At 59.0% G+C, this 24980-nt stretch carries 24 protein-coding genes; 8 read left to right on the top strand and 16 right to left on the bottom strand.

The window, feature by feature from the left end; genetic code table 11:
• Positions 1-88 precede the first annotated feature (88 nt).
• The gene (locus ACP86_RS07085; protein WP_053113166.1) at positions 89-3850 is read left to right on the top strand and encodes a DUF1631 family protein; all 3762 of its coding nucleotides are present in this window, start codon (positions 89-91) and stop codon (positions 3848-3850) included.
• An 18-nt stretch (positions 3851-3868) separates the two neighbouring features.
• The gene (locus tag ACP86_RS07080) at positions 3869-4735 is read left to right on the top strand and encodes a phosphoribulokinase (protein ID WP_008173441.1); all 867 of its coding nucleotides are present in this window, start codon (positions 3869-3871) and stop codon (positions 4733-4735) included.
• Positions 4736-4740: 5 nt separating this feature from the next.
• On the opposite strand, the gene ACP86_RS07075 is transcribed toward ACP86_RS07080, so the two are convergent.
• The 3 genes from ACP86_RS07075 to ACP86_RS07065 all read right to left on the bottom strand — a co-directional run bounded on the left by ACP86_RS07075 (position 4741) and on the right by ACP86_RS07065 (position 7189).
• On the bottom strand, positions 4741-5589 hold the full coding sequence (locus ACP86_RS07075) for a pirin family protein (RefSeq protein ID WP_008173439.1): 849 nt from the start codon (positions 5587-5589) through the stop codon (positions 4741-4743).
• Positions 5590-5724: 135 nt separating this feature from the next.
• On the bottom strand, positions 5725-6519 hold the full coding sequence (gene speD, locus ACP86_RS07070; RefSeq protein WP_008173437.1) for an adenosylmethionine decarboxylase: 795 nt from the start codon (positions 6517-6519) through the stop codon (positions 5725-5727).
• Between the two features lie 247 nt (positions 6520-6766).
• Positions 6767-7189, bottom strand: coding sequence for an OsmC family protein (locus ACP86_RS07065; RefSeq protein WP_008173433.1), 423 nt, complete (start codon positions 7187-7189; stop codon positions 6767-6769).
• Positions 7190-7454: 265 nt separating this feature from the next.
• Here ACP86_RS07065 and crp point away from each other — a divergent pair, with 265 nt between their 5' ends.
• Positions 7455-8096, top strand: coding sequence for a cAMP-activated global transcriptional regulator CRP (gene crp, locus ACP86_RS07060; RefSeq protein ID WP_007153756.1), 642 nt, complete (start codon positions 7455-7457; stop codon positions 8094-8096).
• An 82-nt stretch (positions 8097-8178) separates the two neighbouring features.
• Here the strand turns inward: crp and modC are convergent, their stop codons facing one another.
• The 6 genes from modC to ACP86_RS07030 form a co-directional block, all read right to left on the bottom strand.
• Entirely contained in the window at positions 8179-9261 is a 1083-nt protein-coding gene (gene modC, locus ACP86_RS07055) for a molybdenum ABC transporter ATP-binding protein (RefSeq protein ID WP_053113165.1), read from the bottom strand.
• Entirely contained in the window at positions 9258-9938 is a 681-nt protein-coding gene (gene modB, locus ACP86_RS07050) for a molybdate ABC transporter permease subunit (protein ID WP_053113164.1), read from the bottom strand. Before modB ends, modC begins: the two co-directional genes overlap by 4 nt.
• Positions 9938-10741 (bottom strand): molybdate ABC transporter substrate-binding protein, encoded by an 804-nt coding sequence (gene modA / locus ACP86_RS07045; RefSeq protein ID WP_053113163.1) that lies wholly within the window; start codon positions 10739-10741, stop codon positions 9938-9940. Before modA ends, modB begins: the two co-directional genes overlap by 1 nt.
• A complete protein-coding gene (locus ACP86_RS07040) occupies positions 10725-11693 on the bottom strand; it encodes an alpha/beta hydrolase (RefSeq protein ID WP_008173421.1) in 969 nt (322 codons plus the stop codon). The genes modA and ACP86_RS07040 overlap by 17 nt, the downstream gene beginning before the upstream one ends.
• Entirely contained in the window at positions 11653-12639 is a 987-nt protein-coding gene (locus ACP86_RS07035) for a sterol desaturase family protein (RefSeq protein ID WP_053113162.1), read from the bottom strand. Before ACP86_RS07035 ends, ACP86_RS07040 begins: the two co-directional genes overlap by 41 nt.
• 108 nt (positions 12640-12747) lie before the next feature.
• Complete coding sequence (locus ACP86_RS07030; RefSeq protein WP_053113161.1) at positions 12748-13494, bottom strand: glutathione S-transferase family protein; 747 nt, start codon at positions 13492-13494, stop codon at positions 12748-12750.
• Between the two features lie 140 nt (positions 13495-13634).
• Here ACP86_RS07030 and ACP86_RS07025 point away from each other — a divergent pair, with 140 nt between their 5' ends.
• Entirely contained in the window at positions 13635-14609 is a 975-nt protein-coding gene (locus ACP86_RS07025; RefSeq protein WP_227507832.1) for an META domain-containing protein, read from the top strand.
• On the opposite strand, the gene ACP86_RS07020 is transcribed toward ACP86_RS07025, so the two are convergent.
• The 4 genes from ACP86_RS07020 to ACP86_RS07005 form a co-directional block, all read right to left on the bottom strand.
• Positions 14585-15427: a substrate-binding periplasmic protein gene (locus tag ACP86_RS07020; protein ID WP_053113159.1), complete on the bottom strand. Its 843-nt coding sequence runs from the start codon at positions 15425-15427 to the stop codon at positions 14585-14587. The genes ACP86_RS07025 and ACP86_RS07020 overlap by 25 nt on opposite strands.
• Positions 15428-15509: 82 nt before the next feature.
• Positions 15510-16568 carry a quaternary amine ABC transporter ATP-binding protein gene (locus tag ACP86_RS07015; RefSeq protein WP_014578493.1) on the bottom strand — a complete coding sequence of 353 codons (1059 nt, stop codon included), beginning with the start codon at positions 16566-16568 and terminating at the stop codon, positions 15510-15512.
• 11 nt (positions 16569-16579) lie between these two features.
• Positions 16580-17614 carry an ABC transporter permease gene (locus ACP86_RS07010; RefSeq protein WP_008173411.1) on the bottom strand — a complete coding sequence of 345 codons (1035 nt, stop codon included), beginning with the start codon at positions 17612-17614 and terminating at the stop codon, positions 16580-16582.
• Between the two features lie 96 nt (positions 17615-17710).
• Positions 17711-18676, bottom strand: a complete 966-nt coding sequence (locus ACP86_RS07005; RefSeq protein WP_053113158.1) for an ABC transporter substrate-binding protein — start codon at positions 18674-18676, stop codon at positions 17711-17713.
• Positions 18677-18975: 299 nt separating this feature from the next.
• Here ACP86_RS07005 and ACP86_RS07000 point away from each other — a divergent pair, with 299 nt between their 5' ends.
• From ACP86_RS07000 to ACP86_RS06985, 4 genes are all read left to right on the top strand, one after another.
• The gene (locus ACP86_RS07000; RefSeq protein WP_008173407.1) at positions 18976-20076 is read left to right on the top strand and encodes a M14 family zinc carboxypeptidase; all 1101 of its coding nucleotides are present in this window, start codon (positions 18976-18978) and stop codon (positions 20074-20076) included.
• Between the two features lie 41 nt (positions 20077-20117).
• Entirely contained in the window at positions 20118-20852 is a 735-nt protein-coding gene (locus tag ACP86_RS06995) for an alpha/beta fold hydrolase (RefSeq protein ID WP_008173405.1), read from the top strand.
• 91 nt (positions 20853-20943) lie between these two features.
• On the top strand, positions 20944-21561 hold the full coding sequence (locus ACP86_RS06990; protein WP_008173402.1) for a glutathione S-transferase family protein: 618 nt from the start codon (positions 20944-20946) through the stop codon (positions 21559-21561).
• Between the two features lie 36 nt (positions 21562-21597).
• Positions 21598-22209: a DUF4202 domain-containing protein gene (locus ACP86_RS06985; RefSeq protein WP_053113157.1), complete on the top strand. Its 612-nt coding sequence runs from the start codon at positions 21598-21600 to the stop codon at positions 22207-22209.
• 153 nt (positions 22210-22362) lie between these two features.
• On the opposite strand, the gene trpC is transcribed toward ACP86_RS06985, so the two are convergent.
• The 3 genes from trpC to ACP86_RS06970 all read right to left on the bottom strand — a co-directional run bounded on the left by trpC (position 22363) and on the right by ACP86_RS06970 (position 24972).
• Positions 22363-23184 carry an indole-3-glycerol phosphate synthase TrpC gene (gene trpC / locus ACP86_RS06980; protein WP_053113156.1) on the bottom strand — a complete coding sequence of 274 codons (822 nt, stop codon included), beginning with the start codon at positions 23182-23184 and terminating at the stop codon, positions 22363-22365.
• Positions 23185-23350: 166 nt separating this feature from the next.
• Entirely contained in the window at positions 23351-24379 is a 1029-nt protein-coding gene (gene trpD, locus ACP86_RS06975; protein WP_053113155.1) for an anthranilate phosphoribosyltransferase, read from the bottom strand.
• A gap of 11 nt (positions 24380-24390) precedes the next feature.
• Positions 24391-24972: an aminodeoxychorismate/anthranilate synthase component II gene (locus ACP86_RS06970; protein WP_008173393.1), complete on the bottom strand. Its 582-nt coding sequence runs from the start codon at positions 24970-24972 to the stop codon at positions 24391-24393.
• Positions 24973-24980 lie beyond the last annotated feature (8 nt).

Here is a 24980-nt window from a genome sequence, read left to right as displayed (position 1 = left end):
TGGCATCCGCCATCGTTTCAGGGACGTGAGCCGGTACCGGGCATTGTGTCCGGTGACTGGTCCGGCTTTGCGAGATATCAGGTAGTTCATGGATCCGAGAGAACGTCGTAGCAGCCCCCGCCAACCTATCAAGCTTGCCGCCCAGATTGATCTGGGAACCGGTGAGGCCTGGCCGTGCCAGATCGCCGATTTTTGTGCGGAGGGCCTTTTCGTCCGCTATTCGAGTGAAACCTCGAAGAAGCTGGACCGGGCTTTTGCTTCCGGCACACCGCCGGAACTGGTGGTACGTTTTCGTGGCCTGGATGGCGCCCGTCGCCACGAGCTTCATGTCAGTATTGTCAGGCGCATTGATGGTGCCATGGGGGTCAATTTCAGCCGCCCGAACCCGGAAGCGGTTGATGCCATGCTGCAGCAATGCGGGGGCTCCCGAAGTCAGGATCGCTCTTCGCTCCGCGCGCCCAGTGACCGCGTACAGTTTGTGCTGCATCAGTCCGCCAAGGCGGTGACCCAGTTTATCGAGCCGTTGATGGACGCCTGTTTCGTGCAAATGGTGGAGGGTCTCAAACTGGCGGCCCAGAGAGCGGTAAATGATCAGCAGGCCAATGAATACATGGATGCCTCGGGCCAGATTCAGGCCCGGCAACGGGTCATCTGGCATCAGATGGCTCGCAGCCTGGAATCACCACTGAAGCCCGCCCCCAAGGGGTTTCCGGGGTCCGAGCTGTCCGTGGTCGACAAGGGCGAATTCGAGGACTGGTTGACGATCCGGGTGATGGTGACCAAGGCGGATACCCAGTATCGGGGCGATCTGCTGCAGCTCAAGCTTCGCCTGGACAAACTTGGCATCGCGAACGCCACGGGACACCACAATCCCCTCGGGCCCTCCCTGGTCTGCGAAGCCTTCCATAATGGCCTCAGCCAGCTCAAGGCGACCCGGGGGGTGGAGAAAGTCTGTCTGCGGGTCTTTGAACAGACCGTGTTGCAGCAGCTGGGACCTCTGTACAAAGAACTCAACGATATTCTGATTCGTCACGGTGTTCTGCCGGACCTGGATCTCAGCAAGTATCTGAGCGAGCAGGCCGGGGCAAAGCCGGAGGCACAACAAGAGCCCGCGGAGCCCGAGCCGGTTGCCGCGGAGAGTGCTGCTGCAGAGTCAAAGCCGAAGGCGGGTGCCGAAGACGCCGGACAGTCCCAGTCTCGTCGCAGAGCCGGCATGCTGGGGGGCGAGTTTCGGGGTTATGCCCAGGCGGCCCAGACTGCGTTCGCTACGGTGCGTAACCTGCTGAATACCCTGAGCGCGAGCCGTGTGGCCCGGGGCGATCCGGAGCCTTTGCCGTTCCAGCCCAATGCCAGGCCTCTGTCGTCCGGAGAATTTCAGCGAGAACTCCAGCAGCTGCAATCTCAGCCCGTGGATACTGGCGAGGAGCTGGCTCCCCTGAAGGAGCGGGTGGTAGAGAAAGTAAAGGCAAGCGGTGATAACCGGCTGGATGAAGAACAGCAGGAAACGGTCGATGTGGTCGACCGGTTTTTCAAATCGGTGGTGGAAAGCCCGAAGCTCAGCGAGTATGCCCAGCAGCGCATGCGGCAGCTGGAAGTGCCCGTTCTCAAAGTTGTCATGAGGGACCCTGCGTTCTTTGACGATCAGGATAGCCCGGTACGCGGGGTGATGAACCGTCTGGCCCAGCTAGGGGTAAAGGGCGGGCGCATCAATCCGGTGGTTCAGCGTCGCGTGGATGAGCTGGTAGAGCGCATTACAACGGACTTCGAGCAGGACACCGGGGTATTCGAGCAAACGGTCCAGGAACTGGACACCCTGATTGATCGCCAGAATCTTGTCTATCGCCGGAATGTCGAGCGAGTGACAGCGGCCGCAGAGGGGGCCCAGAAGGTAGCCGAGTCAAAAAAGGCTGTGGCCGATGTGCTGGACAACAAACTGGGTGGGCGCAAGGTGCCAAAGGCGGTAATCAGCCTGTTGGATGGTGGCTGGCGGGATCTGCTTTCGCTGACCTGGATCCGGCAGGGGCCTGACAGCCAGCTGTGGCATGATTACCTGGCAGTTATCGATTCGCTCCTATCCTTCGCTGATGATCCGAACAGCTCCATTAATCTGCCCGAGCTGCTGCGGGTAATCCAGGATGGCCTGGCGTCTATTTCCAGCAACCACATGCCTTCTTCGCAAATCCGGGACGAGCTCAAGCAGTTCCTGGTTCGCAGTCCGCAAAAAAGCCCCGAACTGGTTGAAGTGCCAGTGGCAAAACCGGAGCAACCGGATGCCAGAAAACTGTCCGACCGGGAGCAACGAAGTCTTCAGCGCTGGATCAACCGGGCGCAGAAATTGCGAACCGGCGACTGGCTTCGCGACCAGGAAAAACCGGACGAACCCCAGTACATTCGTCTGGTCTGGGTGGCCCGCGGTTTCAGCCGCTTTGTCTTTGTGAATCACCAGGGCATGCGAGTGGTGGAATTGGAGCTGGAGTCCCTGGCCCGGCAGATGCGAAAAGGCATCATCGTGCCTGATAGCCAGTATGAACGCCCGCTGGTGGACGAGAGTATCGATCGCATGGTCCGCAAGGTCTATGACCAGTTGTCCTGGGCCTCCACCCATGATGAATTGACCGGCCTTCTCGGGCGTCGCGAATTCGAGCGCATGCTCGATCAGCAGTTGGCCCGTCGGGAGGATGAGCGCTCCCTCGTGCGCCTGGATCTCCGCAGGTTCCGCCTGCTGAACGACACCGCCGGCTACCAGGCCGGTGATGAGACCCTGAAACGGGTTGCCGATATCCTGCGCAGCCACGTCGGTGACGGTATGCCCGTGGCCAGACTTGCAGGCAATGAGTTTGCCATGCTGGTGCCGTCCGAGAGTGCCAGCGACGCGGCAAGAGATCTCATCCGGGCAGTGGAGGCCGCCGAGTTCAGTTTTGGTGGTCGCGACTACCAGCTCTCTGCCAGCGCCGGTGTGGTCCCCACGTTGCCGGCCCTGGTCAGTGCTGAACGCTGGTTACGGGCGTCGGAGCAGGCGCTTGCCGCGTCTCGCCAGCAGGGCCACGGGAAGGTTTCGGAGTATGCCCTGGACGCCGATGATCAGGCCCGTCAGGAGCAGATTGCCGCCAAGGTTGCCAGCCTCAGCGACCTGAACGAGGAGCGCATGCTGCTGCGCTGCCAGAAGATTATCCCTCTGCATGCCAAGTCCTCCATGGCTGCGCAGTATGAGGTGCTGATCAGCATGTACGATGACGAAGGCAACCTCATTACCGGTCGGGACTTCGTGCGCATGGCCGAGCGTTATGACCGAATGCAGGCCGTGGATCGCTGGGTTGTTGGCCACATGCTGGACTGGCTCAGGGAGCAGGCGCCGGACCCGAGGCATTTCGGCGGCGTCTGCATCAACCTGTCCGGCTATTCCATGAATGACCAGTCGCTGCTGGAGTTCATCTACGAAAAGCTGAGTGAGAAAGACGCGCCTATCGAGCGGCTGTGGTTCGAGATTACCGAGGCCTCGGCGATCAACGACGTCCAGTCAGTGGCAGACTTCATCATTGAGATGAAAGAGCTTGGCTGCCGGTTCTGTCTCGGCAACTTTGGCAGTGGCCCCAGTTCGTTCGAGTTCATGCGTTCGTTACCGGTAGACCTGATCAAGATCGACAGCGCCTTTACCGGCCAGCTGTCGACCAGCGAGACTGACCGGGCAATGGTGCGCTCAATGGTGGATATGGCCCACTACATGAACCGGGAAGTGATTGCCTCCCAGGTTGAATCCCGGGACGTTCTGGACATGCTCCGACAGCTGGGTGTGGACTACGCTCAGGGCTTCGTGGTCGAAAAACCCCGTCTGCTCGACAGCCTAACCTGATTCCGGCAACCTGCCTCTATGTCAAAACGTCATCCCATCATCGCGGTTACCGGTTCGTCCGGAGCGGGCACCACGACCACCGGCCAGATTTTCAGCCGGATGTTTGCCAGTGAGGGGCTGAACGCCGCAATGGTCAGCGGTGACAGTTTCCATCGCTACAACCGTGAACAGATGGCCAGGCTTGCGGCCAAGGGCCAGTTCGGTGAGCGCAACCACTTTGCGCTGGCCGCCAATCACATCGACAAGCTGGAAGCACTGTTCTACGACTACGGCCACACCGGCAACGGTCGGTATCGTCAATACGTTCACGATGAGGATCGCAGGCTGGTTGAAGCCGGGCACAAGCCCGGCACCTTCACGCCCTGGGGGCCTTTGCCCGCCGATACCGATCTGCTGTTTTACGAGGGGCTTCATGGGGGTGTGGTCAGCGAAACCTGCAATATCGCCCAGTATGTGGACCTGCTGATCGGTGTGGTTCCGATTGTGAATCTTGAATGGATCCAGAAGATCCACCGGGACACGCACAAGCGGGGCTACAGCCAGGAGGCGGTGGTGGAAACTATCATCAACCGCATGGATGACTATGTGCACGACATCGTGCCCCAATTCTCGCACACCCACATCAATTTCCAGCGCATTCCCCTGGTCGATACTTCCAACCCCTTTGTCGTCCGGGAAGTTCCCACTGAGGACGAAAGCATGCTGGTGATCCGGTTCCGGGATCAGTCAGAGGTGGACTTTCCCTATCTGCTGCAGGTGATTGCAGGCAGCAGCCTGTCGAGACACGACACCCTGGTGGTTCCGGGCACAAAAATGCCGCTGGCCATGGACCTGATCGTACGGCCGATGGTGCAGCGGCTGATGGCAAGAAAGCCGTTTGCCTGAGGCCGTCAGGCCGTCAGGCGTCCATCCCGATAATCCCGGAGCGTCTGTTCGATCTCTTCTCGGGTATTCATCACAAACGGACCATACTGGACCACCGGCTCGCCGATCGGTTTGCCGGCAATCAGCAGGAGTCGCGCTCCGGCTTGCCCCGCATGGAGTTCGATCTGGTCGCCGTCGTCGGAAAGAACGTTGGCGGCGCTTCGCTGCAGCGAGCTTTCCCCCAGGCTCGCGCTACCCTCGTAAAGATAGAGCATGGCGTTGTGGCCTTCCGGAAGGAGCAGTCTCAGGCTCCCATCGGATGCCAGGTGAATATCCGCGTAGATCGGCTGGGTGGTGCGATCGGGCATCGCCCCTGCATGGGCCTGGCCATCGATCTGTAATGAGCCGGCAATGAGCTTCAGTTTGCCACCGTCGAAGGCAAGCTCCGGAATCTCTTCCGGCTGGATGTCCCGGTAGCCGGCCTTCGTCATTTTTTCCGCCGCTGGCAGGTTCAGCCAGAGCTGAAAACCGCGCATCACGCCTTCTTCCTGCTGGGGCATCTCCGAATGGATGATGCCGCGACCGGCGGTCATCCATTGCACACCACCATTGCGCAGGTCGCCCCGGTTTCCGAGATGATCTTCATGCAGCATGTGCCCCTCGATCATATAGGTCACGGTTTCGAACCCCCGATGGGGGTGCGAGGGGAAGCCTGCGATATAGTCGGCGGCCTCGGCGGAACCAAACTCGTCCAGCATCAGGAACGGGTCAAGGCGAATGTTCTGTTGCTGGCCAATGGAACGCTTGATGCGCACGCCGGCACCGTCGGACGTTTCCAGGGCGGGTATGATCTGTTTCAGGGAGCGCAGGGTCATGATGTCCTCCTCTCGTTAGCTCTTGGCTCTATTTAAACGGGATGGGAGGAGAGAATAAAACGCAGAAATCTGGGGGGTGACATCAAAAAAACTGAAGGACCCGTGACGCCCCGGGCGGGGCGCCACAGGAGGCGATCATTCGACGTTGCGGGAATAGAAGATTTCCAGCATTTCCCGACGCAGACGGTCCTCGATGGACTGCGCTTCGGCGGGATCAAGATCACCGGCGTTCACCCCGAACACATAGTTATCGAGGTTGAAGTTCTTCAGCATCATCTTGGTGTGGAACAGGTTCTCCTGGTACACGTTCACATCGATCATCTGATACGCGTTCTGGGTATCTTCGGTCAGGTAGTTCTGGATCGAATTGATATCGTGATCAATGTAGTGCTTGGTGCCGTCCACATCACGGGTAAAGCCGCGAACCCGGTAGTCCACGGTAACGACATCAGAATCAAAGCTGTGGATCAGGTAGTTCAGCACTTTCAGCGGTGAGATCAGGCCACAGGTGGATACGTCGATGTCAGCGCGGAAGGTGCTCACGCCATCGTGGGGATGGCTTTCCGGGTAGGTGTGCACCGTGACGTGACTCTTGTCCAGGTGGGCCACGATGGTATCCGGCAGCGGTCCGGGAGACTCTTCGTTGTCGGGCTCTTCGCCATTGGTGAGCTCGTGCTCGGCGATCAGCATGGTGACAGATGCGCCATGGGGCTCGTAGTCCTGACGCGCGATGTTAAGAACGTTGGCGCCGATAATCTTGACGACGTCGGTCAGAATCTGGGTCAGGCGCTCGGCGTTGTACATCTCGTCGATGTAGTCGATATAGGCCTTGCGTTGTTCTTCGGTCTGCGCATAACAGATGTCGTAGATGTTAAAGCTCAGGGATTTGGTCAGGTTGTTGAAACCATGCAGCTGGAGTTTTGATTCCATGCTCAGCCCCTCCGGATCGTGGAGATGAATGACTGCAGAGCTGCATTGCTGAGCTCTGCCGAGGCCGCCACCGACTACTGACCGGGTTGTTCACCTTTTGCGCAGACCGGCGGAGAGGGTGCGTATTATGCACACCGCAAGTGACGTTGAATAGTATTCGCAATGACATTTTAGCATTCGTGATTTCCCCTGCATCCGGCCCGGGGAATCGGTCCATGAGCGGCCCTGGCGAGATTTCTCACACGTGTTATGACGCCTGGTGAACCTCGTAGCTGTGACTGATCTCGACGCCGGCCTTCTCAAGCATGATAGATGCGGAGCAGTACTTTTCTGCCGACAGGCCCACGGCCCGCTTGACCAGATTGTCTTTCAGGCTGTTTCCGGTTACTACGAAGTGCAGGTGAATGCGTGTAAACACCGCCGGAACCGCGTCGGCCCGCTCTGCTTCGAGCTCGGCGTGGCAAGCGGTCACGTCCTGGCGGCTTTTCTTCAGGATGCTCATGACGTCGAACGCCGAACAGCCTCCGAGCCCCATCAGCAGCATTTCCATGGGGCGCGGGCCCAGGTTCTCACCGCCGTGGTCTGGCGGGCCATCAAGCTGCACGCTGTGGCCACTGCCGCTGGTGGCTTTGAAACTGGCGTTGCCGGTCCAGTCTACGGTTGCTTTCATGGGACGACTCTCCGTTGTGATGACGCGGGACCAACTGGTGTGGTGGCCCCGATAAAGATGACCTGTGGCCGGATGCTAGCACAACCGGCTTCGCCAGGCAGGCCGATCTCGGATACATGTTGTATACTCTTTCCGGTTGCCCGCAACAGACCTTCTTGTTATAAGTTGCGCAGTTTTGCAGTAAAAAAGAACGAACCCGCAAGGAAAGCCGGGTGCATAACAAACATTGGGACCCGCCAGTATCTGAGGAGGCACGACTCGCATTATGGCCACTATCGTCAAGCCGGTTGAGCAGAAAACCAAGCATCTCGACTATTTCCTTTCGCAGTGCCATCGCCGCCGTTACCCAGCCAAGAGCACGATTATCTATGCCGGGGACAAGAGCGATTCCCTGTTCTACATCGTCAAAGGCTCGGTGACGGTTATCATTGAAGACGATGACGGTCGCGAGATGATCATGGCCTACCTGAACGCCGGTGACTTTTTCGGTGAAATGGGGCTGTTCGACAACATGGATTCCCGCAGCGCCTGGGTAAAGGCCAAGACCGAGTGCGAAGTGGCGGAGATCAGCTACACCAAATTCCGTGAGATTGCCCAGCAGGATCCCAGGGTTCTGTATTTCATTGGCGAGCAGATGGCTTCCCGCCTCCGCCAGACCACGCGCAAGGTGGGTGATCTCGCGTTCCTGGATGTGACCGGTCGAGTCGCCCGCACCCTGCTGGATCTCTGCAAGGAGCCGGATGCCATGACCCACCCGGACGGCATGCAGATCAAGATTACCCGCCAGGAAATCGGCCGTATCGTGGGTTGTTCCCGGGAGATGGTTGGACGGGTTCTGAAGACCCTGGAAGATCAGGGCCTGGTTCGGGTCAAGGGCAAAACGATGGTGGTGTACGGCACCCGCTGAGTCTCCGAATAGCAGAGCATCGATGTAGCAAGAAGGGCCGCTGATATCAGCGGCCTTTCTGGTTGGGGCAGGGGCGCCGGTGTCATTCGGCCAGGGCCACGGACTTGATCTGCATCCACACCTGCTGGCCGGGTTCCAGGGCCAGTTGGTCAACAGCCCGGGTGGTCAGTCGGGACATGACCGGTGTGGGTCCTGCGAACAGGCGGACGATACTGACGCCGGGGGTAACGTCCGGTTCAATCCGGTCAATGGTTGCCGGAACCAGGTTCTGGATGCTCTGGTCAGGGTTCTCTTCCAAAGCCAGGCTGATGTCCCGGGACAGCAACTGGATCCGGACCCGATCCCCGATTTTCATGCCGTTGTCCCGGCGCAGCCACAGGGAGCCACCGTCGAACTCAAAGCGCGCCAGGTGCCAGCGCTGATCCAGTTCTCTTATTGTCCCCTCCACAAGCACGCCCGCGTCGTCCTCGAGACGGAACGGGTTGTCCATGCGTGCAAGTGTCTCCCGGGTCGGCCCGCTGGCTAACACCTTGCCGTCCTCCATGACCACCAGATGGTCGGCGAGCCGGGCCACCTCTGCGGTAGAGTGGGAGACATATACGATCGGGATGGCCAGGGCGTCCCTAAGACGCTCCAGATAGGGCAGGATGTCGTGTTTGCTGGCTTTGTCCAGGGCCGACATCGGTTCGTCCATAAGTAACAGCCGGGGACTGGTCAGCAGCGCGCGGGCTATCGCTACCCGCTGGCGCTCGCCCCCGGACAGGCCTGCGGGCATACGGTCCAGGTGGCCGCCGAGTCCCAGCCAGTTCACTGCCTCGTCAAACCCGATCTGCCGGTCCGTGGCCGGAATGCGCCGGTATCCGAATTCAAGATTCTTGCGCACGGTCAGATGGGGAAACAGGTGGGTTTCCTGGAATACATAGGCGAGGGGACGTTTATGAACCGGCAGGAAAGTATCAGCGCTTTGCCAGTGTTCGTCGAGAACGGTCATGGCTCCCTCTGCGCGGTGCAGGCCCGCCATACAGCGCAAAACAGTGGTCTTGCCGCAGCCGGAATGCCCGAACAGGGCGGTGATGCCCGTGCCGGGCAGGGTCAGGTCAACGTCCAGACCAAACCCGGGAAATGCGCAACGGAAGCGAGCAGAGATGCTTTTCTTTTCGCTCATTTCAGTGCTCCTGACCGGGCCTTACCGTTCAGCGCGTAGAGGGTGACCAGAACCACAAAGGAGAACACTACCATGCCGGCAGAAAGCCAGTGTGCCTCGGTGTATTCGAGGGATTCCACGTGGTCATAGATAGCAACGGAGAGAACTTTGGTTTCCCCGGGAATGTTACCCCCGATCATCAGAATCACGCCGAACTCGCCAATGGTATGGGCGAAGGTCAGTACGGCGGCAGTGAGGAAACCGTTGCGGGCAAGGGGCACGGCAACAAACAGGAAGCGATCCCAGGGCGCGGCTCGAAGCGTGGCAGCGACCTCGAGGAAACGGTCGCCAACCGACTCGAAGGCATTCTGCAGCGGTTGCACCGTAAACGGCAGGGAATAGATCACGGAAGCCACCACCAGACCCTCGAAGGTAAAGGGCAACAGCCCGATGCCGAGCGACTGGGTGAACTGGCCAACCCAGCCTTCCGGCCCCATCACCAGCAGCAGGTAAAAGCCAAGGACCGTTGGCGGCAGAACCAGAGGCAGCGCGACCACGGCCGCCACCGGCTGGCGCAGCCAGTGCCGGGTTCTGGCGAGCCACCAGGCGATGGGCGTGCCTATCAGCAACAGCAGCAGAGTGGTTGTCGTGGCCAGTTTCAGTGTCAGCCAGACTGGATCCCAGTAGGTTTCAAACATCAGTTGATCGCGTCATGTCCTTCGTCGTAACCATAGCTCCGGATGATGCCGATGGCAGTATCGGATTTCAGGAAATCCATCCAGGCGCGGGCTGCTTCATTACTGGCGCCCCGGTTCAGCAGGATGGCCTGCTGGTCAATGGGCTGGTAATAGGCCTGAGGCACCTGCCATAGGGTGCCGGCATCCTCGTCCCAGACTTTGACCTGGGAAGCGGCCACGAAACCGGCCTGGGCATTGCGACTGACAACAAACTGGAACGTCTGGGCTATGGAATCACCGCGGACCAGTTTCGGTTGTAACGGTTGCCATTGGCCGATGTGCTCAAGAACCTGCTGGGCAGCCAGGCCATAGGGTGCGGTTTTCGGGTTGGCGATGGCCAGTCTGGCGAAGGGTTGCTGCTCCAGATAGCGCGGGGCATCCTCAAATGCATCGGGCGCCGGACTCCAGAGCACCAGCTTGCCCCGGGCATAGGTAAAGCGGGTTCCGTTGACCCCGGCCTGGGCCTCTTCGATCAGCTCTGGCCTGAGCACGTCGGCCGCCATGAATACGTCGAAGGGCGCGCCGTTCCTGATCTGGGCGTAAAGTTTGCCGGTAGAGCCAAAGCTGGCGGATACCCGGTGACCGGTTTCCGCTTCAAAGTGCCTGGTCAGTTCCCGGGTGGTATCGGTGAAGTTTGCGGCCACACCAATACTGACTTCGCCGGCGATGGCTCCGGAAGCAAAACTGAACAACACGCACAGGCAGGCGAAAGCCCGGGTTATTGGGTGGCAGATTCTGGTGCGGCGTTCATGGGGCTCTGGCATGGAGCAGGGCTTTCTGTTCGGCGGTTGATTGGGCAGACGCATTGTCCCTATGCAGGCACAGGGAATGCAAGTATTGCCACACCTCGTCCCGGTTGGTTTCGTTGAGCATCTCATGGCGCCCGCCCTCAAACAACCTCAGGGTCACATGGCCAACGCCCGCCTCTCGAATGGCCTGAAAGTGCTGGCGCACGCCGCGACCCATTTCACCAACCGCGTCCGCCGTTCCAGAGAACAGGTGCACAGGCAGGTCTTTGCGCCAGGTCGGCGGTTTGATGGCCAGCATGCCGCCGATAAAATCCAGCCAGAGCCCGGTTGAGCATTGGAACCCGCAAAGCGGATCGGCAACGTAGGCGTCAACCTGGTGCGGATCGCGGCTGAGCCAATCGGCATGGGTCCGGTTGGGGCGGAACCGGCGATTGAACTGCTCAAACGTCATGCGGGTAATCAACGGGCTGCGGTGCCGCTTGCCCCGGAGCAGTCGGATCAGGCCGATCAGGGCCCGGGATGCCAATAGCTGGCCTCGATCAATCCGGTTGGTGGCGCTCAGGATCAGGGTATCCAGGGAATCACCGTGCCTCTGGGCGTAACCCTGGGCAATGAACGAGCCCATGCTGTGGCCCAGCAGGTTGACCGGCAGCCCGGGAAACTGTGAACGGGCGTGTTGGACCACCTGGTGCAGGTCGGCCAACACGCTGGCCCAGCCGTTCTGGTCCGCATAGTGCCCCAGGTTCTCGACTCCTGAATTCGGGCCATGGCCCCGGTGGTGAAAGGTGATAACGGCCATGCCGCGTTCGCAGAGCCAGCGAGCGAGGGACTGGTAACGGTCGCCATGCTCGGCCATGCCGTGGCTGATGATCAGAAGGCCGGTGGGAGCCGTCGGGGTAAAGACTGTTCCGGCTATACTGTGGTCATCACCACTGCTCAGCGTCAGAGGGTGTTCGTTCGTTGTCACGACCCGGTTCCTTGTTGTTTTTCTCCGCAGCCGGGCGTTGCCACTCCGGCGGTTTCCATAGATGGGTAAGGCGAGACAATAATCCGCCGGGCTGTGCCATGTCGCGGAACAGGTCCACGTATTCGTGGGTCCAGAGCACAATCAGGTTACTGGAGCGAACAGGCCGGGTGATGCCGTATTCGGGCGGATCCTGGGCATTTTCATCGACAAACGTGCCGAACAGGCGATCCCACACTATCAGCGTGCCGCCGTAATTACGGTCGATGTAGCCGGGATTTCGGCCATGATGGACGCGGTGATGGCTGGGCGTGTTGAACACCAGTTCGACCCAGTCGGGCAGCTTCCCGACCAGTGTGGTGTGAATAAAGAACTGGTAGACCAGCGACAGGGCATAGGCTACGCCGATCCAGACAGGATTGAGTCCCAGCAGCGCCAGGGGCAGGTAGAACACCCACATGCCGTTGAAAATGTTGGTGGCATTCTGGCGCATGGCAGTGGAGAAGTTCATCCGCTCGGAGGAATGGTGAACCACATGGGCCGCCCAGAACCAGCGTACCCTGTGACTGGCCCTGTGCATCCAGTAGAAACAGAAGTCCACCCCCAGAAAAGCCAGCAGCACGGTGAATCCGTTCAATTCCAGATCAAACAGCCGGTAGTGGTAGCACAGGGCATAGACAGGGAAGGCAATGAGGCCGGCGAAGAGCAGTTCGGTCACCTGATAGCCGGCGCCCAGGGCAAAGTTTCTGACCGCCTCACGGGTATCCATCAGCTGCGGATCGTGGCGAATCTTCAGGTATTCCCACAGGGTAACGCCCACAAAAACCGGTGTTGCAATCACAAAGATCAGTTGGCGTTCATCCAGCGCCAGCCACGGCGCAGCCATCGCCCAGAGAGAAAGCAGGCCGCTGTCTTCCAGTACGGCCAGTATCATGTCGGTCAAAGCCATCGGGTTTCTGCCGGTTTCCTCATCAAGTCCGTTGATTCTGGCACGTAACCCGGAAACCGGAATGTCGGTTCACGCCAGATTGGCTAACGGATTCCGACAATCCGGTACTCAGCCTGGTCGACGGTTGTCTTCGTACACTTTTTCCAGAGCCCGGATCTGTGGCTGCCACTGGTCCAGCCAATGTTTGATGTCTTTGGGAATTCGTGCAGTTTTCGGCCATGGCACCGGATACTGTGCGGGCTGGAACATGGGTGCAAACAGGGCGGCTGCGGTCAGGTCTGCGCGCGAAAACTGGTCGCCGGCCAGGAAAGGCCTTTCGGCGTAGATGGCAGCCAGCTCGGTGAGCAACTCTTCCATGACCTGGCGGGACTTTTCAGAGGTTTTTTCGTTGATCTTCATCCACTGACGCATGACTTCATCAACCCGGCTGAAAGCAAGGCTGAGCAGTATCCGGTTATAGAAAGGCGTTCCCGCGGCCAGCATGGGCACCACAATTTTGGGGCGCTGCAGGAAGTGGTGGTAGGAATAGCAGCGGATAGCCGGCCCCGCTTCCTCGTCAAGCCGGCGCTCCCAGGCCAGCGCCTGCTCACGAACGTCCGGGTCTGCCGGTGTCAGCGGGTGCTCGGGAAACGTCTGGTCCAGGTAATCCAGAATGGCGGCTGAGCCCTGAACCACGTGGCCGTCATGGTCCAGTACCGGCACAGAGGAGGCTTCACCGGTCAGTTTCCGGATGGTTTTCACATGTTGTCCCGGCAGCAGGTTCACCGTTTCGTAGTTGAGCCCCTTGTAGTCCAGGGCCCAGCGTATTTTTTCGCAGTAGTGGGAAATGGCAAATTGGTAAAGTTTCAGTGCCATGGGGTGTCTCCTTGGTTCAGCGTTCTAGCATACTGCCGGTGGGGCGGTATAAGAAGTCCCATCAGATGCCCATGGTGGCCTCATCGGTCGTTGGGTTCTAAACTGTAGGCCGAAAAGACGCTCAAACAAGGGAACTGACCATGCACTCACGACGAGTTTTGATGTTGTCCGTCGTCACTGCGGCGAGCCTTGCCATCTCCGCCTGCTCCTCTCTATCCAAAACCAGTCAGCCGGTTTCCGCGAGCTATGCTTGCGGGCAACTCGATATTGCCGTCTCCGGCACGGACGACAGCGATTTGATCAGCATCGACTATCTGGATCGACGTATTCTGCTCAAGCCGGAGATAAGTGCCTCGGGCGCATTGTACGTAGCCCCCGGCGACGACCAGACGCGGTTCTGGAGCAAGGGTGAAAAAGCTACCCTGACAGTGAAGGGGCAAACCTATCCGGAGTGTTTGCAGCCTGGCGATCTGGAAATGCCGTTTGAGGCGCGGGGGAATGAGCCTTTCTGGCACGCGACGCTTGAGGGCGGTGAGCTCTTGATAACACGGCCTTTCGAGGAACAGGGAACCCGTCGGGTACCGGTTGAAGTCAAAACAGCCAACCGGCATGGGCGGACATTTGTGGCGACGCTGGCAGATCTCCCCATTACCCTGACAGTCGCCCGTCAGCTCTGTGACGACAGCATGTCCGGGGCTCAATATCCCGCGCAGGTGCGCCTGCAGGTCGGTGATGATGAGTTCAGGGGATGTGGTGGTGATCGCCAGCGTCTGTTACGGGGCGCAATCTGGGTTGTTGAGGATCTTGCGGGCGCAGGCATCATCGATCGGTCCCGGATCACGATCGAGTTTCTTGAGGGCAATCGGATCGCGGGCAGGGCGTCTTGCAACCGATACACTGGCACCTATGAACTCAGGGGTGAGGGCATGGCTATAGGTCCACTGGCATCAACACGGATGGCCTGTGCGCCCGCGCTGATGAATCAGGAAGAGCGGTTTCTGAACCTGCTGGACCAGGTGAGTTCAGTGCGGATCGGGCAGCAGGGCCAACTGCTGTTGTCGACACCGGGCGGTGAGTCGATCCGGGCGTTTCAGTCTGACCACGACAGTCCATAGCGCGTCAGGATCTCTTCCACCCGCCCACTGCTTTGCAGGGCTCTCGCTCCCTCTGACAGGAGCGCTGCGAGCTGGGCGGAATCACGGCCGACCGGTGAAAATGCAACGTAGATCGGCGACTCGTGGATCACCGCGGCCATTCGCAGGCTTTCCGTGTTGTTCTCCTGCTCCAGTTGCCACTGCATCACATAGCGGTCTTCCGGGAATACGTCAGAGCGCTGCTGGTGCAGGAGTTCGATTGCCCGGCTCAGTGGTGCCGGCCCGGACAGCACCCAGACCCGCTCCGGATCGTCCTGGTACTTCTCGATATAGCTGTCCAGTTCCGGTGAGTAAGCGTAGCCGTTGATCGCCAGCAGCTTGGATTGGCTGAGTGAGTCGATGCCAGCGTACTGCCAGTTGTTGTCAGGGTGGGTGTAGAGCGCGATCGTCGAGTAACCAGTAGCGGCGTCCGGAAATACGAAGTCCGGCGCATCCCCCGGAAGGGCTCCTACAACCGCATCAATATACCCGTCCCGGGCCTGTTGCAGGGCCCGTGCCCAGCTCATGTTCACGTACTCGACATCGATACCGGCGAGTCCGAACGCCTCCCTGGCAATATCTATCATATAGCCTTCGTGCTCGGAGCCGGCTTCACAATTGTGAGGACACCAGGGATCAGCGGCAATGACGACGCTATGGCGCGGCTCTGTGGGAGCCGGCGCAGCGGGAGCGGTCTTCGTTGCCTTTGCCGCTGTTTCAGGAACCAGCGGTGGCGGGTCTTCTGGCTGCGAGCAGGCGGCAAGAAAGAGCGCGATGGAAAGAACCAGGGTTTTTGCCATGGTGATAAAACCGGGATGCCGATGACGTCGGCTCTCCCTGAAGCATAGACCCTGGTCGCGGTTTTGTAATGGCTAAAAGCCCCTAGGCGGCGGTTTTGTTCCTGTCAGCCGACGCGGCGGTCGGCACCAGCGCCCGGGCGAGGTCTTTCATGTGCAGTGTGCCCACGTGCTGATCGTCCCGGACTACCCGGAAATTCAGAGACATATCCCCGTCGGATTTCAGCAGTACCGTTTCAAGGTTGTCCTTTTCCGAGATGTCACCGGCGAACGTGGCCTCACCGTCATCCGGGGGGCTCATGACCGATCGTACCCTCAGCACCCGTGCCCGATTGATATCGCTGATGAAGTCGACGATGTAGGGATCGCCGGGATTGAGCAGGATTTCCTGGGGATCTCCCTGCTGCACTACTTCGCCATCTTTCAGGATGACCAGGTGGTCGGCCAGTTTCAGGGCCTCATCAAGATCATGGGTGATGAACACGATGGTTTTCTGCAGTTCTTCCTGGAGCTCCAGCAACAGGTCCTGCATATCGGACCGAATCAGCGGATCCAGTGCCGAGAAAGCTTCGTCCATCAACATGATCGGGGCGTCGGACACCAGGGCTCGGGCGATGCCCACCCGCTGTTGCATGCCACCGGACAGCTGGTGTGGATACTGGTATTCGTTACCCTCCAGACCAACCCGCGCGAGCCATTTTCGGGCGTCGGCCTCAAAGTCCGATGTCGTATAGCCGCGAATGTCCTTGGCCATGCCGGCGTTCTCGAGCACGGTTTTGTGGGGCAGCAGGGCAAACTTCTGGAACACCATCGACATCCGCTCGCGGCGAAGCTTTCGCAGCTGCTCTTCGCTGTAGCTCATGATGTCTTCGCCATCGACACGGATTTCGCCGGCCGTGGGGTCGATCAGTCGGTTCAGGTGCCGGATGAGTGTGGACTTTCCGGAGCCGGAAAGGCCCATGATGACCGTGATCTCGCCATCGTGGATGTCCACGTTGATATCACGCAGACCGAGTACGTGTCGCTGCTGCTCCAGCAGATCGGCTTTGCCCATGCCCTTGCGAACATACTCCAGGGCAACATCCGGGGTCGGGCCGAAGATCTTGTAAAGGTTCCGGATCGAAATCTTGATGTCTTTCGCCATGGGGGCTTTCCTCACTGCTTCTGGGAGACGTTAATTCGTGCCAGGGACGCCTTGGTTACCCTGTCGAGAATAACCGCCAGGATCACGATGCCAAGGCCGGATACCAGGCCAACACCCAGTTCCAGATTACGGATGCCCCGCAGGACCAGAACGCCAAGCCCGGGCGCGGAAACCAGGGATGCGATAACAACCATGGCAAGACTCATCATGATGGTCTGGTTAACCCCTGCCATGATGTTGGGTAGCGCCAACGGGATCTGCACCTTGTAGAGTTTCTGTCGGGGCGTCATGCCAAAGGCGTCTGCGGCCTCAATCACGTCCTTGTCTACCAGCCGGATGCCCAGGTTCGTCAGCCGGATCACAGGAACAATCGCGTAGAGGATGATGGCGATGCCGTACAGCTTTGATTCGGTAACACTGAACAGGAAGATAAGCGGAATCAGATACACAAAAGGTGGCAGCGTCTGCAGCATGTCCAGCACCGGTATGATCATCCGTTGCAGGGAATTGCTGCGTGCCATGGCGATGCCTATGGGTACCCCCAGCAAGACACAGAGGAAGGCACATACAAAAATGATCGCCAGTGTTTGCATGGCGTAATCATAATGGTCGATGAAGGCCAGCAGCACGATACTGCCGCCTACAAAGAGCATCAGTTTCCAGGATTTGGTGACCACGTAAACAACCGCCAGTAACAGTGGAATCACGATCCACCAGGGCGTGTTCAGCATGGCGTAAAGTGCCCCATCCAGGAACCAGCTGAGAGGCTGGGTCAATGGATCGAGAACCAGGCTCAGGCTGTCCTTTATTGCCAGAAATCCCTGTTCCAGGCCCTTGGTAAGTTCCCGGGACTGGGGGAAGGCGGAGCAGGATTCGTTCAGGGCGTCCATGGACGGAAACGGGAGTTCCCATATAGAGGCCGGTTCGGCGCTCTCTCCCTTGGTTTTATTCAGCAGGTCGGCCATCGACATGGGGCCGCTGCTTTTGCCTTCCGAGCACCATTGCTCAAGGCCGAGCGATGAAAAAAGGGAATCGTAGGTTGCCATGGGCGGTCAGTCTCTCCTGCGCACGTCTGGAATCAGAACGGTTTTCGGGAAACGACCCGGGGCATCGCGAAGGATGCCCCGGGAGGGGCAGGTCAATCAGTTAAGAACGTTGGCCAGACGCTCACGCGCGGAGTCGTTCAGCCAGGTTGACCACTCGTCGCTGTTGTTGCTGAGGTAGTAAACCGCAGCTTCTTCGCCCGAGGCATTGTTGGAGTCCATCCAGGCCAGGATGCTGCTCATGGTCTCGGTCTTGAACGTCAGCTTGCTGAGCATCTCGGCCACTTCCGGCTCGCGCTCTTTGAAGCTGGTAGTGATCGACGTCAGAACCGTTGCCGCCGGGAAGTCGGATACGCCCGGATTGTCGACATCCTGTGTCTGGTTCTTCTGGTGCACGTCCGGCTTGATGTCGCCGAGATCTACCCGGGTCATGTCGTACTTGCCGAGGGGAACGGTCGGGCCCCAGTAGTAGCCGAACCAGGGCTCTTTGTTCTGGACAGCGGACGCCATGGAGGACGCAAGGGTCTCACCGGAACCATGGTTGAATACGTCAATGCCGGACTCTTCCAGATCCAGGGCGCGAACCAGGTTGTCACTCACAACTCGGCAGCCCCAGCCGTCCGGGCAGTTGTTGAAGGTGCCGCCAACGAGCTCAGGATTGGCCATGATGCCTTCGATGGTCTTCAGCTCCGGATGCTCTTCCGCGAGGTAGGTGGGAATCCACCAGCCTTCAACACCGCCCGGATCGAGAACCTTGCCAAGGCGCTCCACTTTGCCCTGTTCTTCCAGGCGCAGGTAGGCCTCGCCCGCGGAGTTCAGCCACAGCTCGGTGACGATGTCAGGCTCACCGTTTTCGGCAACGGAAGTTACCGCCGGAACGGTATCGGAAGGAACAATGGTGACGTCACAGCCGTAACCCTGCTCCATGATGAAGGTGGCCACGTTGGTGACGACCGTGTTGGACGCCCAGTTCATTTCGGTAATGGATACCTCGCCGCAATTGGCCTGGGCCGCGACGGGTACGGATAGCGCGCAAAGCAGTGCAGCAGACTTAAGCTTTCGCATAGTCACTTCTCCTTTTCAGGGTTTGTGATTTTTGGAGGGTGTTGTCGGTGTTAGTGCCGATACGAGGGGACGGCGATCCATAAGGATCGGGAAAACAGCTCTTTCATGGTCGCTGTTAAGGTCGAACAAATCACGAGGTCTCGGTTAATACTTAGCTGTAAGGATAACGAACCTCAGCTCAGTTACAAGGGCGTATTCCAAATGCGTCTTTAAAAGAGACACATTATGCCCCGGGAGAACTGTCAAGAAGGTGTAGTAATCGATGGATACACTCCGGGTACCTGAACCCGGAGAACAGCATGACAGAGCTGCGCGACCTGACACCTCACACATCAATCAGCCACGAGCAGGCCTCCCGGGATGGGCGTCAGCGAAGGTTGCTGAGAACCTTCCTGCCGGAGCTCGTTGGCCTGGAGCGCATCCTGGCGGAAGCGCCGGATTTCATCACAACCGAAGTGGTGGAGCGGGTCGCCCTCAAGGACCTCTCCTTGCCCATCTACCGTGTCGATATCGGATCTTCCCGGCCCGATGTGCCAGCGGTATTGCTTGTTGGCGGCGTGCACGGGCTTGAACGCATTGGAAGCCAGGTAGTGATGGCCTGGCTGAAGTCGCTACTCGCCAGAGTGACCTGGGACGAACATTTGCTGGGGTTGTTGCAGAAGGTTCGAATTACCCTTTTGCCAATCCTTAACCCGGGCGGTATGTACCTGAATCAGCGCAGTAATCCCAACGGCGTGGACCTGATGCGCAATGCGCCGATCCAGGCCCAGGAACGTAGCGCATTCCTGCTCGGCGGCCAGAGAATTTCACCCCGATTGCCGTGGTACACCGGCGACCCTGAACAGGGCATGGAGCCCGAAAACCTGGCTCTTGAGGCGGTCATAAAACAGCTGCTGCCGGGGCGGCCGTTCAGTGTGGCACTGGACTGCCATTCCGGATTCGGGATGCAGGACCAGATCTGGTTTCCCTACGCCTACCGGCGTCGACCCATGCGTCGAGTCGCATCGGTTATGGCGCTGAAGCTTATCTGGGAGCAGTCATACCCAAATCACGACTACCGTTTCGAGCCCCAGTCCCGCCACTATCTCACCCATGGCGACTTGTGGGATTACTTCTACAAACAGGTCAATCGCGAAAATGCCGGTGTTTTCCTGCCCCTGACCCTGGAGATGGGCTCCTGGCGCTGGATTCGCAAGCGGCCCCGTCAGTTGCTGAGACTCGACGGCTTTTTCAATCCCCTGGTTCCGCACCGGCACAAGCGGGTCCTGCGCAGCCATCTGACCTGGATGGACTTCCTGATTAACGCCGCCGCCAGCCACGAAAACTGGTTGCCGGCTCGGGATGAGGAGTCCATGCTGAAAGAAGCCGCGATCATGCACTGGTATCGCGATACTCTCTAGCGATCCAGCCGGCCCTGGCATCCATCAATCGGAACTATCGTATGCACTGGATTCTGTTGCGGGGTCTGACTCGGGAACACGCCCACTGGGGCAGCTTCCCGGCTCGCCTTGGGGAGGCATTTCCCGAGCACCAGTTCCATCTGGTCGACCTGCCCGGGACGGGCGTGCGATATCGAGAAGACAGTCCGGCAACGGTAGCGGCGATTCGGGAAGCTGTCTCCAGGCACGTTAGCCATATCCCCGGTCCTTTCAGCATCCTGGCACTTTCCATGGGCGGTATGGTGGCCCTGGACTGGGCCCAGCAGGCTGCGGATGGTCAGATCCAGAACCTGGTCCTGATCAATACCAGTTCCGGCTTCAGCCCGCCCTGGAAACGCATGCGGCCTGGGGTCTGGCCGCGAATTCTGCGGCTGCTGGCCCGTCAGGAGTTGTTTGACCGTGAGCGGGATATTCTCCGGCTCACGTCTAACCGTGAGGTGCCTCTGTCACTGGCAAAACAGTGGTACAGCATACAACGACAACGCCCCGTCAGTACCCGCAATGCGATCAACCAGTTGGCGGCTGCCGCCCGCTACAAACCCGGTGAAAAGCGTCCTGTGCCAGATGCCCTGATTCTCGCCAGCCGCGGCGATCGCATCGTTCACTGGCGCTGCAGTTCCACGCTGGAGCAGCGCTGGCAATGGACCATGAAACTGCACCCGGATGCTGGCCATGACCTTCCACTGGACGATCCGGAGTGGATTATCCAGCAGATCCGCAACTGGTTGCCGCGCTAGCGCCGGTTGCTTGACGCAACTCTTCTTTCCGGTCAGTCTTCTCGTTTTAAACCGCCTAAGCCGCCATTGATCAGGAACGGAGCCGATAATAATGAAAATCTTCGAAACCAAAACCGCCCCTAACCCCCGCCGCGTGCGCATGTTCATGGCCGAGAAAGGCCTGTTGGACAAGGCCGAATTCATCGAGATTGACCTGCAGAAGGGTGAAAACCTGACACCTGAATTTGTCGCCCGAAATCCGATGAAGAAAGTGCCTGTGATGGAACTGGATGACGGCACCTGTATTGCCGAGACCATGGCAATCTGCCGCTATTTCGAAGAGAGCTACCCGGACACGCCGACCCTGATGGGCGACACCCCGCTTGAAAAAGCCCAGCTTGAGCAGTGGCTCCGGTGGATCGAGCTGTTCTTCTTCATGCCCACTGGCATGTGTTTTCAGCACACCACCGGCTATTTCAAGGACCGGATGAACCCGATCAAGGAGTGGGGTGAGGAATGCGGCAAGAGCGTTGAGAAGTTCATGCACTTCCTCGACAAGCAGCTCGAAGGCAAGGAATACATCTGCTGCGACCGCTTTACGGCCGCCGATATCAACGCTTTCACAACAGTGGCATTCGCGCGGGTGGTGGGCATCCGGATCAAACCTGAGCAGGCCAATCTGCAGGCCTGGTACGACCGCATCAAGGAACGCCCCTCTGCCCAGGTCTGAGCCACAGGCCAGTCAGAAACCAGAAGAGAGATCTTAATGACCATAACGGATTCAAGACTCCAGTGCGCGCTGGCGTCTATTGACGCAGCCAATAAGGCCGACCCCAATCAGGAGTCTTTCGACAACGAACGCCTCCCGAAGGAATACGCCTACAGCCTGCACATGACCCGCTGGCTGTTCGAGCTTGAATCCGACCCTTTCGAACGCATGCAGATCGCCTGCCGCGCCCAGCACATTGAGCGGTGGACGATGCCGCGGAAGGACTATCCGGAAGGTCGTAAAGCCTATTACCAGTGGCGTCAGGCCTGTGGCCGTATGCATGGCCGGCGTGCTGCAGAAATCATGGCGGATTGTGGCTACCCGAAGGAGGAGTGCGATCGGGTGGAGACCATCCTGACCAAGCGCGAACTGAGGCAGGATGCCGACACTCAACTGCTGGAGGACGTGGCCTGCATGGTCTTCCTGGAACGATATTTCGCAGATTTCTATGAGGAAAAAGCGGACTACGATCGGGAGAAGTGGCTACGCATAGTGCGCCGGACCTGGGGCAAGATGTCGCCCCGTGGGCACGAGGCGGCACTCAAGCTGGCAGAGGGGATGCCGGCGCACCTTCTGGAACTTTTGCAGGAGGCTTTGGCCGACGCCTAGCATCAAATGCCTGTTGCGAACTTTTGTGCACAGTCCAGCGGGTACGACCTGCCAAAATACGCTGTGAATACCTCCCTGTACGCTCGGCTCCGCCATCCATGGCTCCGCACGATTTTGGCAGGTCGTACCCGCCGAACTGTTTAAACTTGTGAGTTAGCCTTTTGGAAAGAACAGTTCTTGAAGTTTCTGGCCAGGCTCTTCCGCCCGCATAAACGATTCCCCCACAAGGAAACCGTAAATCCCGCGAGCAGTCATCGCTTCTACGTCGCTGCGGGTCATGATGCCACTTTCCGTAATGGTCAGCCGGTCCTGGGAGATCCGCTCATGCAGGTCAAACGTGGTGTCCAGCGAAACATCGAAGGTATGCAGATTGCGGTTGTTGATGCCGACCAGAGGCGTCGTCAGCGTCAACGCATCATCCAGTTCCTCGCCATCGTGCACTTCGACCAACACATCCAGCCCGATCTCATGGGCAATACCTTCCAGCTCTTGCATCTGGTCTTTGGTCAGGCAGGCGGCGATCAGAAGGATGCAGTCGGCGCCAATGGCCCGGCTCTCGTAGACCTGATAGGGCGCGACCATGAAGTCCTTGCGGATCACGGGCAGACTGCAGGCATTGCGGGCGGCGACAAGGTAGTCCTCGTGGCCCTGGAAGAAGTCGCGGTCGGTGAGTACCGACAGACAAGCGGCGCCTCCGTTCTCGTAGCTTTCGGCAATGACCGCTGGCTCGAAGGGGTCTCGCAGAATGCCCTTGCTCGGCGAGGCTTTTTTGATCTCGGCGATAACAGCGGGAGTCTGCTTTTCAATTCGGCTGCGCAGAGCGTTGGCGAAGCCTCTGGCTGCTGGTTGGTCCCCAGCCATGGCTTTCAGGTCGGCAACCGAAACCCTTGGTTTCCGCTCGTCAATTTCTTCCCACTTGCGGTCCACGATCTTGCGAAGAATGGTGGGAGTCTTTTCCAAATGTCGTTCAGTCATTAGCGGCCTGCAAGTAGTTAGCGAGAGCCGGTGGGGCAGGGCTTGCCAAAACTGTCGTCAGCCATGGATGGCTGACGCCAAGCCCTACAGGGACGTATTCACGGGCGTGTTTTGGTAAGCCCTGCCCCACCGGGTCGTCCTGCCGAAATCCGGCAGGCTTGGTCGATCAAAAGCACTGAGAAAAATCAGCCAGCTCCGACATCTTGCCGGCAGCGAGGCCAGAGCCCATGGCGTCGAGGGCCATATCCACACCCTCTTTCGGCGTCTTGGCCAAACCAGCGACATAGATCGCTGCGCCAGCATTGAGGGCAATCAGGTCCCGGGCTTTCTCGGCCATTTCATCGTGCCCACGACCGAAAGCTGCTTCGATGAGCTTCAGTGAGTCGTCGGCGGTGTCCACGGTCAGGCCCACCAGAGCCTGGCTCTTGATGCCAAGATCCTCCGGGGTGATGTCGTATTCGGTGACCTTGCCGTCTTTCAGTTCCGCCACGTGGGTGGCGCTTGCCAGACTGATCTCATCCAGGCCGTCTTTGGAGCAAACGACCATGATGTGCTCGGCCCCAAGGCGATGCAGCACCTCCGCCATCGGGCGGCACAGCTCCCGGTTGAACACGCCCACCAGTTGGCGTTTAACGCCCGCCGGGTTGGTCATCGGGCCCAGGATGTTGAAAATGGTCCGGCAGCCCAGCTCCTTGCGGGGGCCAATGGCGTGTTTCATGGCACCGTGGTGGGCCGGAGCGAACATGAAGCCGACACCAATTTCCTCGACGCAGCGGGCCACCTCTTCCGGTTTCATGCTCAGATTGATGCCCAGCTTTTCCAACAGGTCGGCACTGCCGCTCTTGGAGGAAACCGCCCGGTTGCCGTGCTTGGCCACAAAGCCGCCGGCTGCTGCCACCACGAAGGAGGCGGCGGAAGACACGTTGAACAGGTTGGCGCCATCGCCGCCGGTGCCGACGATGTCCACCAGGGGTTCGGCCTTGACCGTAACCTTGGTGGCCAGCTCGCGCATAACCTCGGTGGCGCCGGTGATTTCGTCAATCGTTTCGCTCTTCAGACGCAACCCCATGAGAAAAGCGCCGATCTGGGCGTCTGTGGCCTCGCCGTTCATGACGATACGCATCACGTCCTTCATTTCCTCCCGGGAAAGGTCCAGGTTGGAGGCAATGCGGTTGAGAGCTTCTTTCATGTCCATGTGTCGGCCTCTTATTGTGTTCTCAGAAAGTTGCGCAGCAGCTCGTGGCCCTGTTCCGTCATAATAGACTCCGGATGGAACTGCACGCCTTCGATGGGCAGGGTCTTGTGGCGAACCCCCATGATTTCCTCGATGGAACCGTCGTCGTTGCGGGTCCAGGCGGTCACTTCCAGGCAGTCGGGCAGGGTGGCCTTGTCGATCACCAGGCTGTGGTAGCGGGTCGCCTGCAGCGGGTTGCTCAGGCCCCGGAACACGCCAGTGTCCTTGTGGAATACCGGGGACACCTTGCCATGCATGACCCGGCCGGCGCGGATGACGTCACCACCGTAGACCTGGCCAATTGCTTGATGGCCCAGGCAAATGCCCAGGATCGGAACCTTGCCGGCGAAATGCCGGATGGCCGCCATGGAGATGCCAGCCTCGTTCGGGGTGCAGGGGCCGGGGGAAATCACCAGCCGCTCCGGGTTCAGGGCTTCAATCTGTTCGATGGTAATTTCATCGTTGCGGTGCACCTGCACGTCGGCACCCAGTTCGGCCAGATACTGCACCACGTTGTAGGTGAAGGAATCGTAGTTATCGATCATCAGCAACATAATCTGTT

This window comes from Marinobacter sp. CP1, assembly GCF_001266795.1.
GTDB classification, from domain to species: domain Bacteria; phylum Pseudomonadota; class Gammaproteobacteria; order Pseudomonadales; family Oleiphilaceae; genus Marinobacter; species Marinobacter flavimaris.
This window is presented reverse-complemented; position numbering and strand designations above follow the sequence as displayed.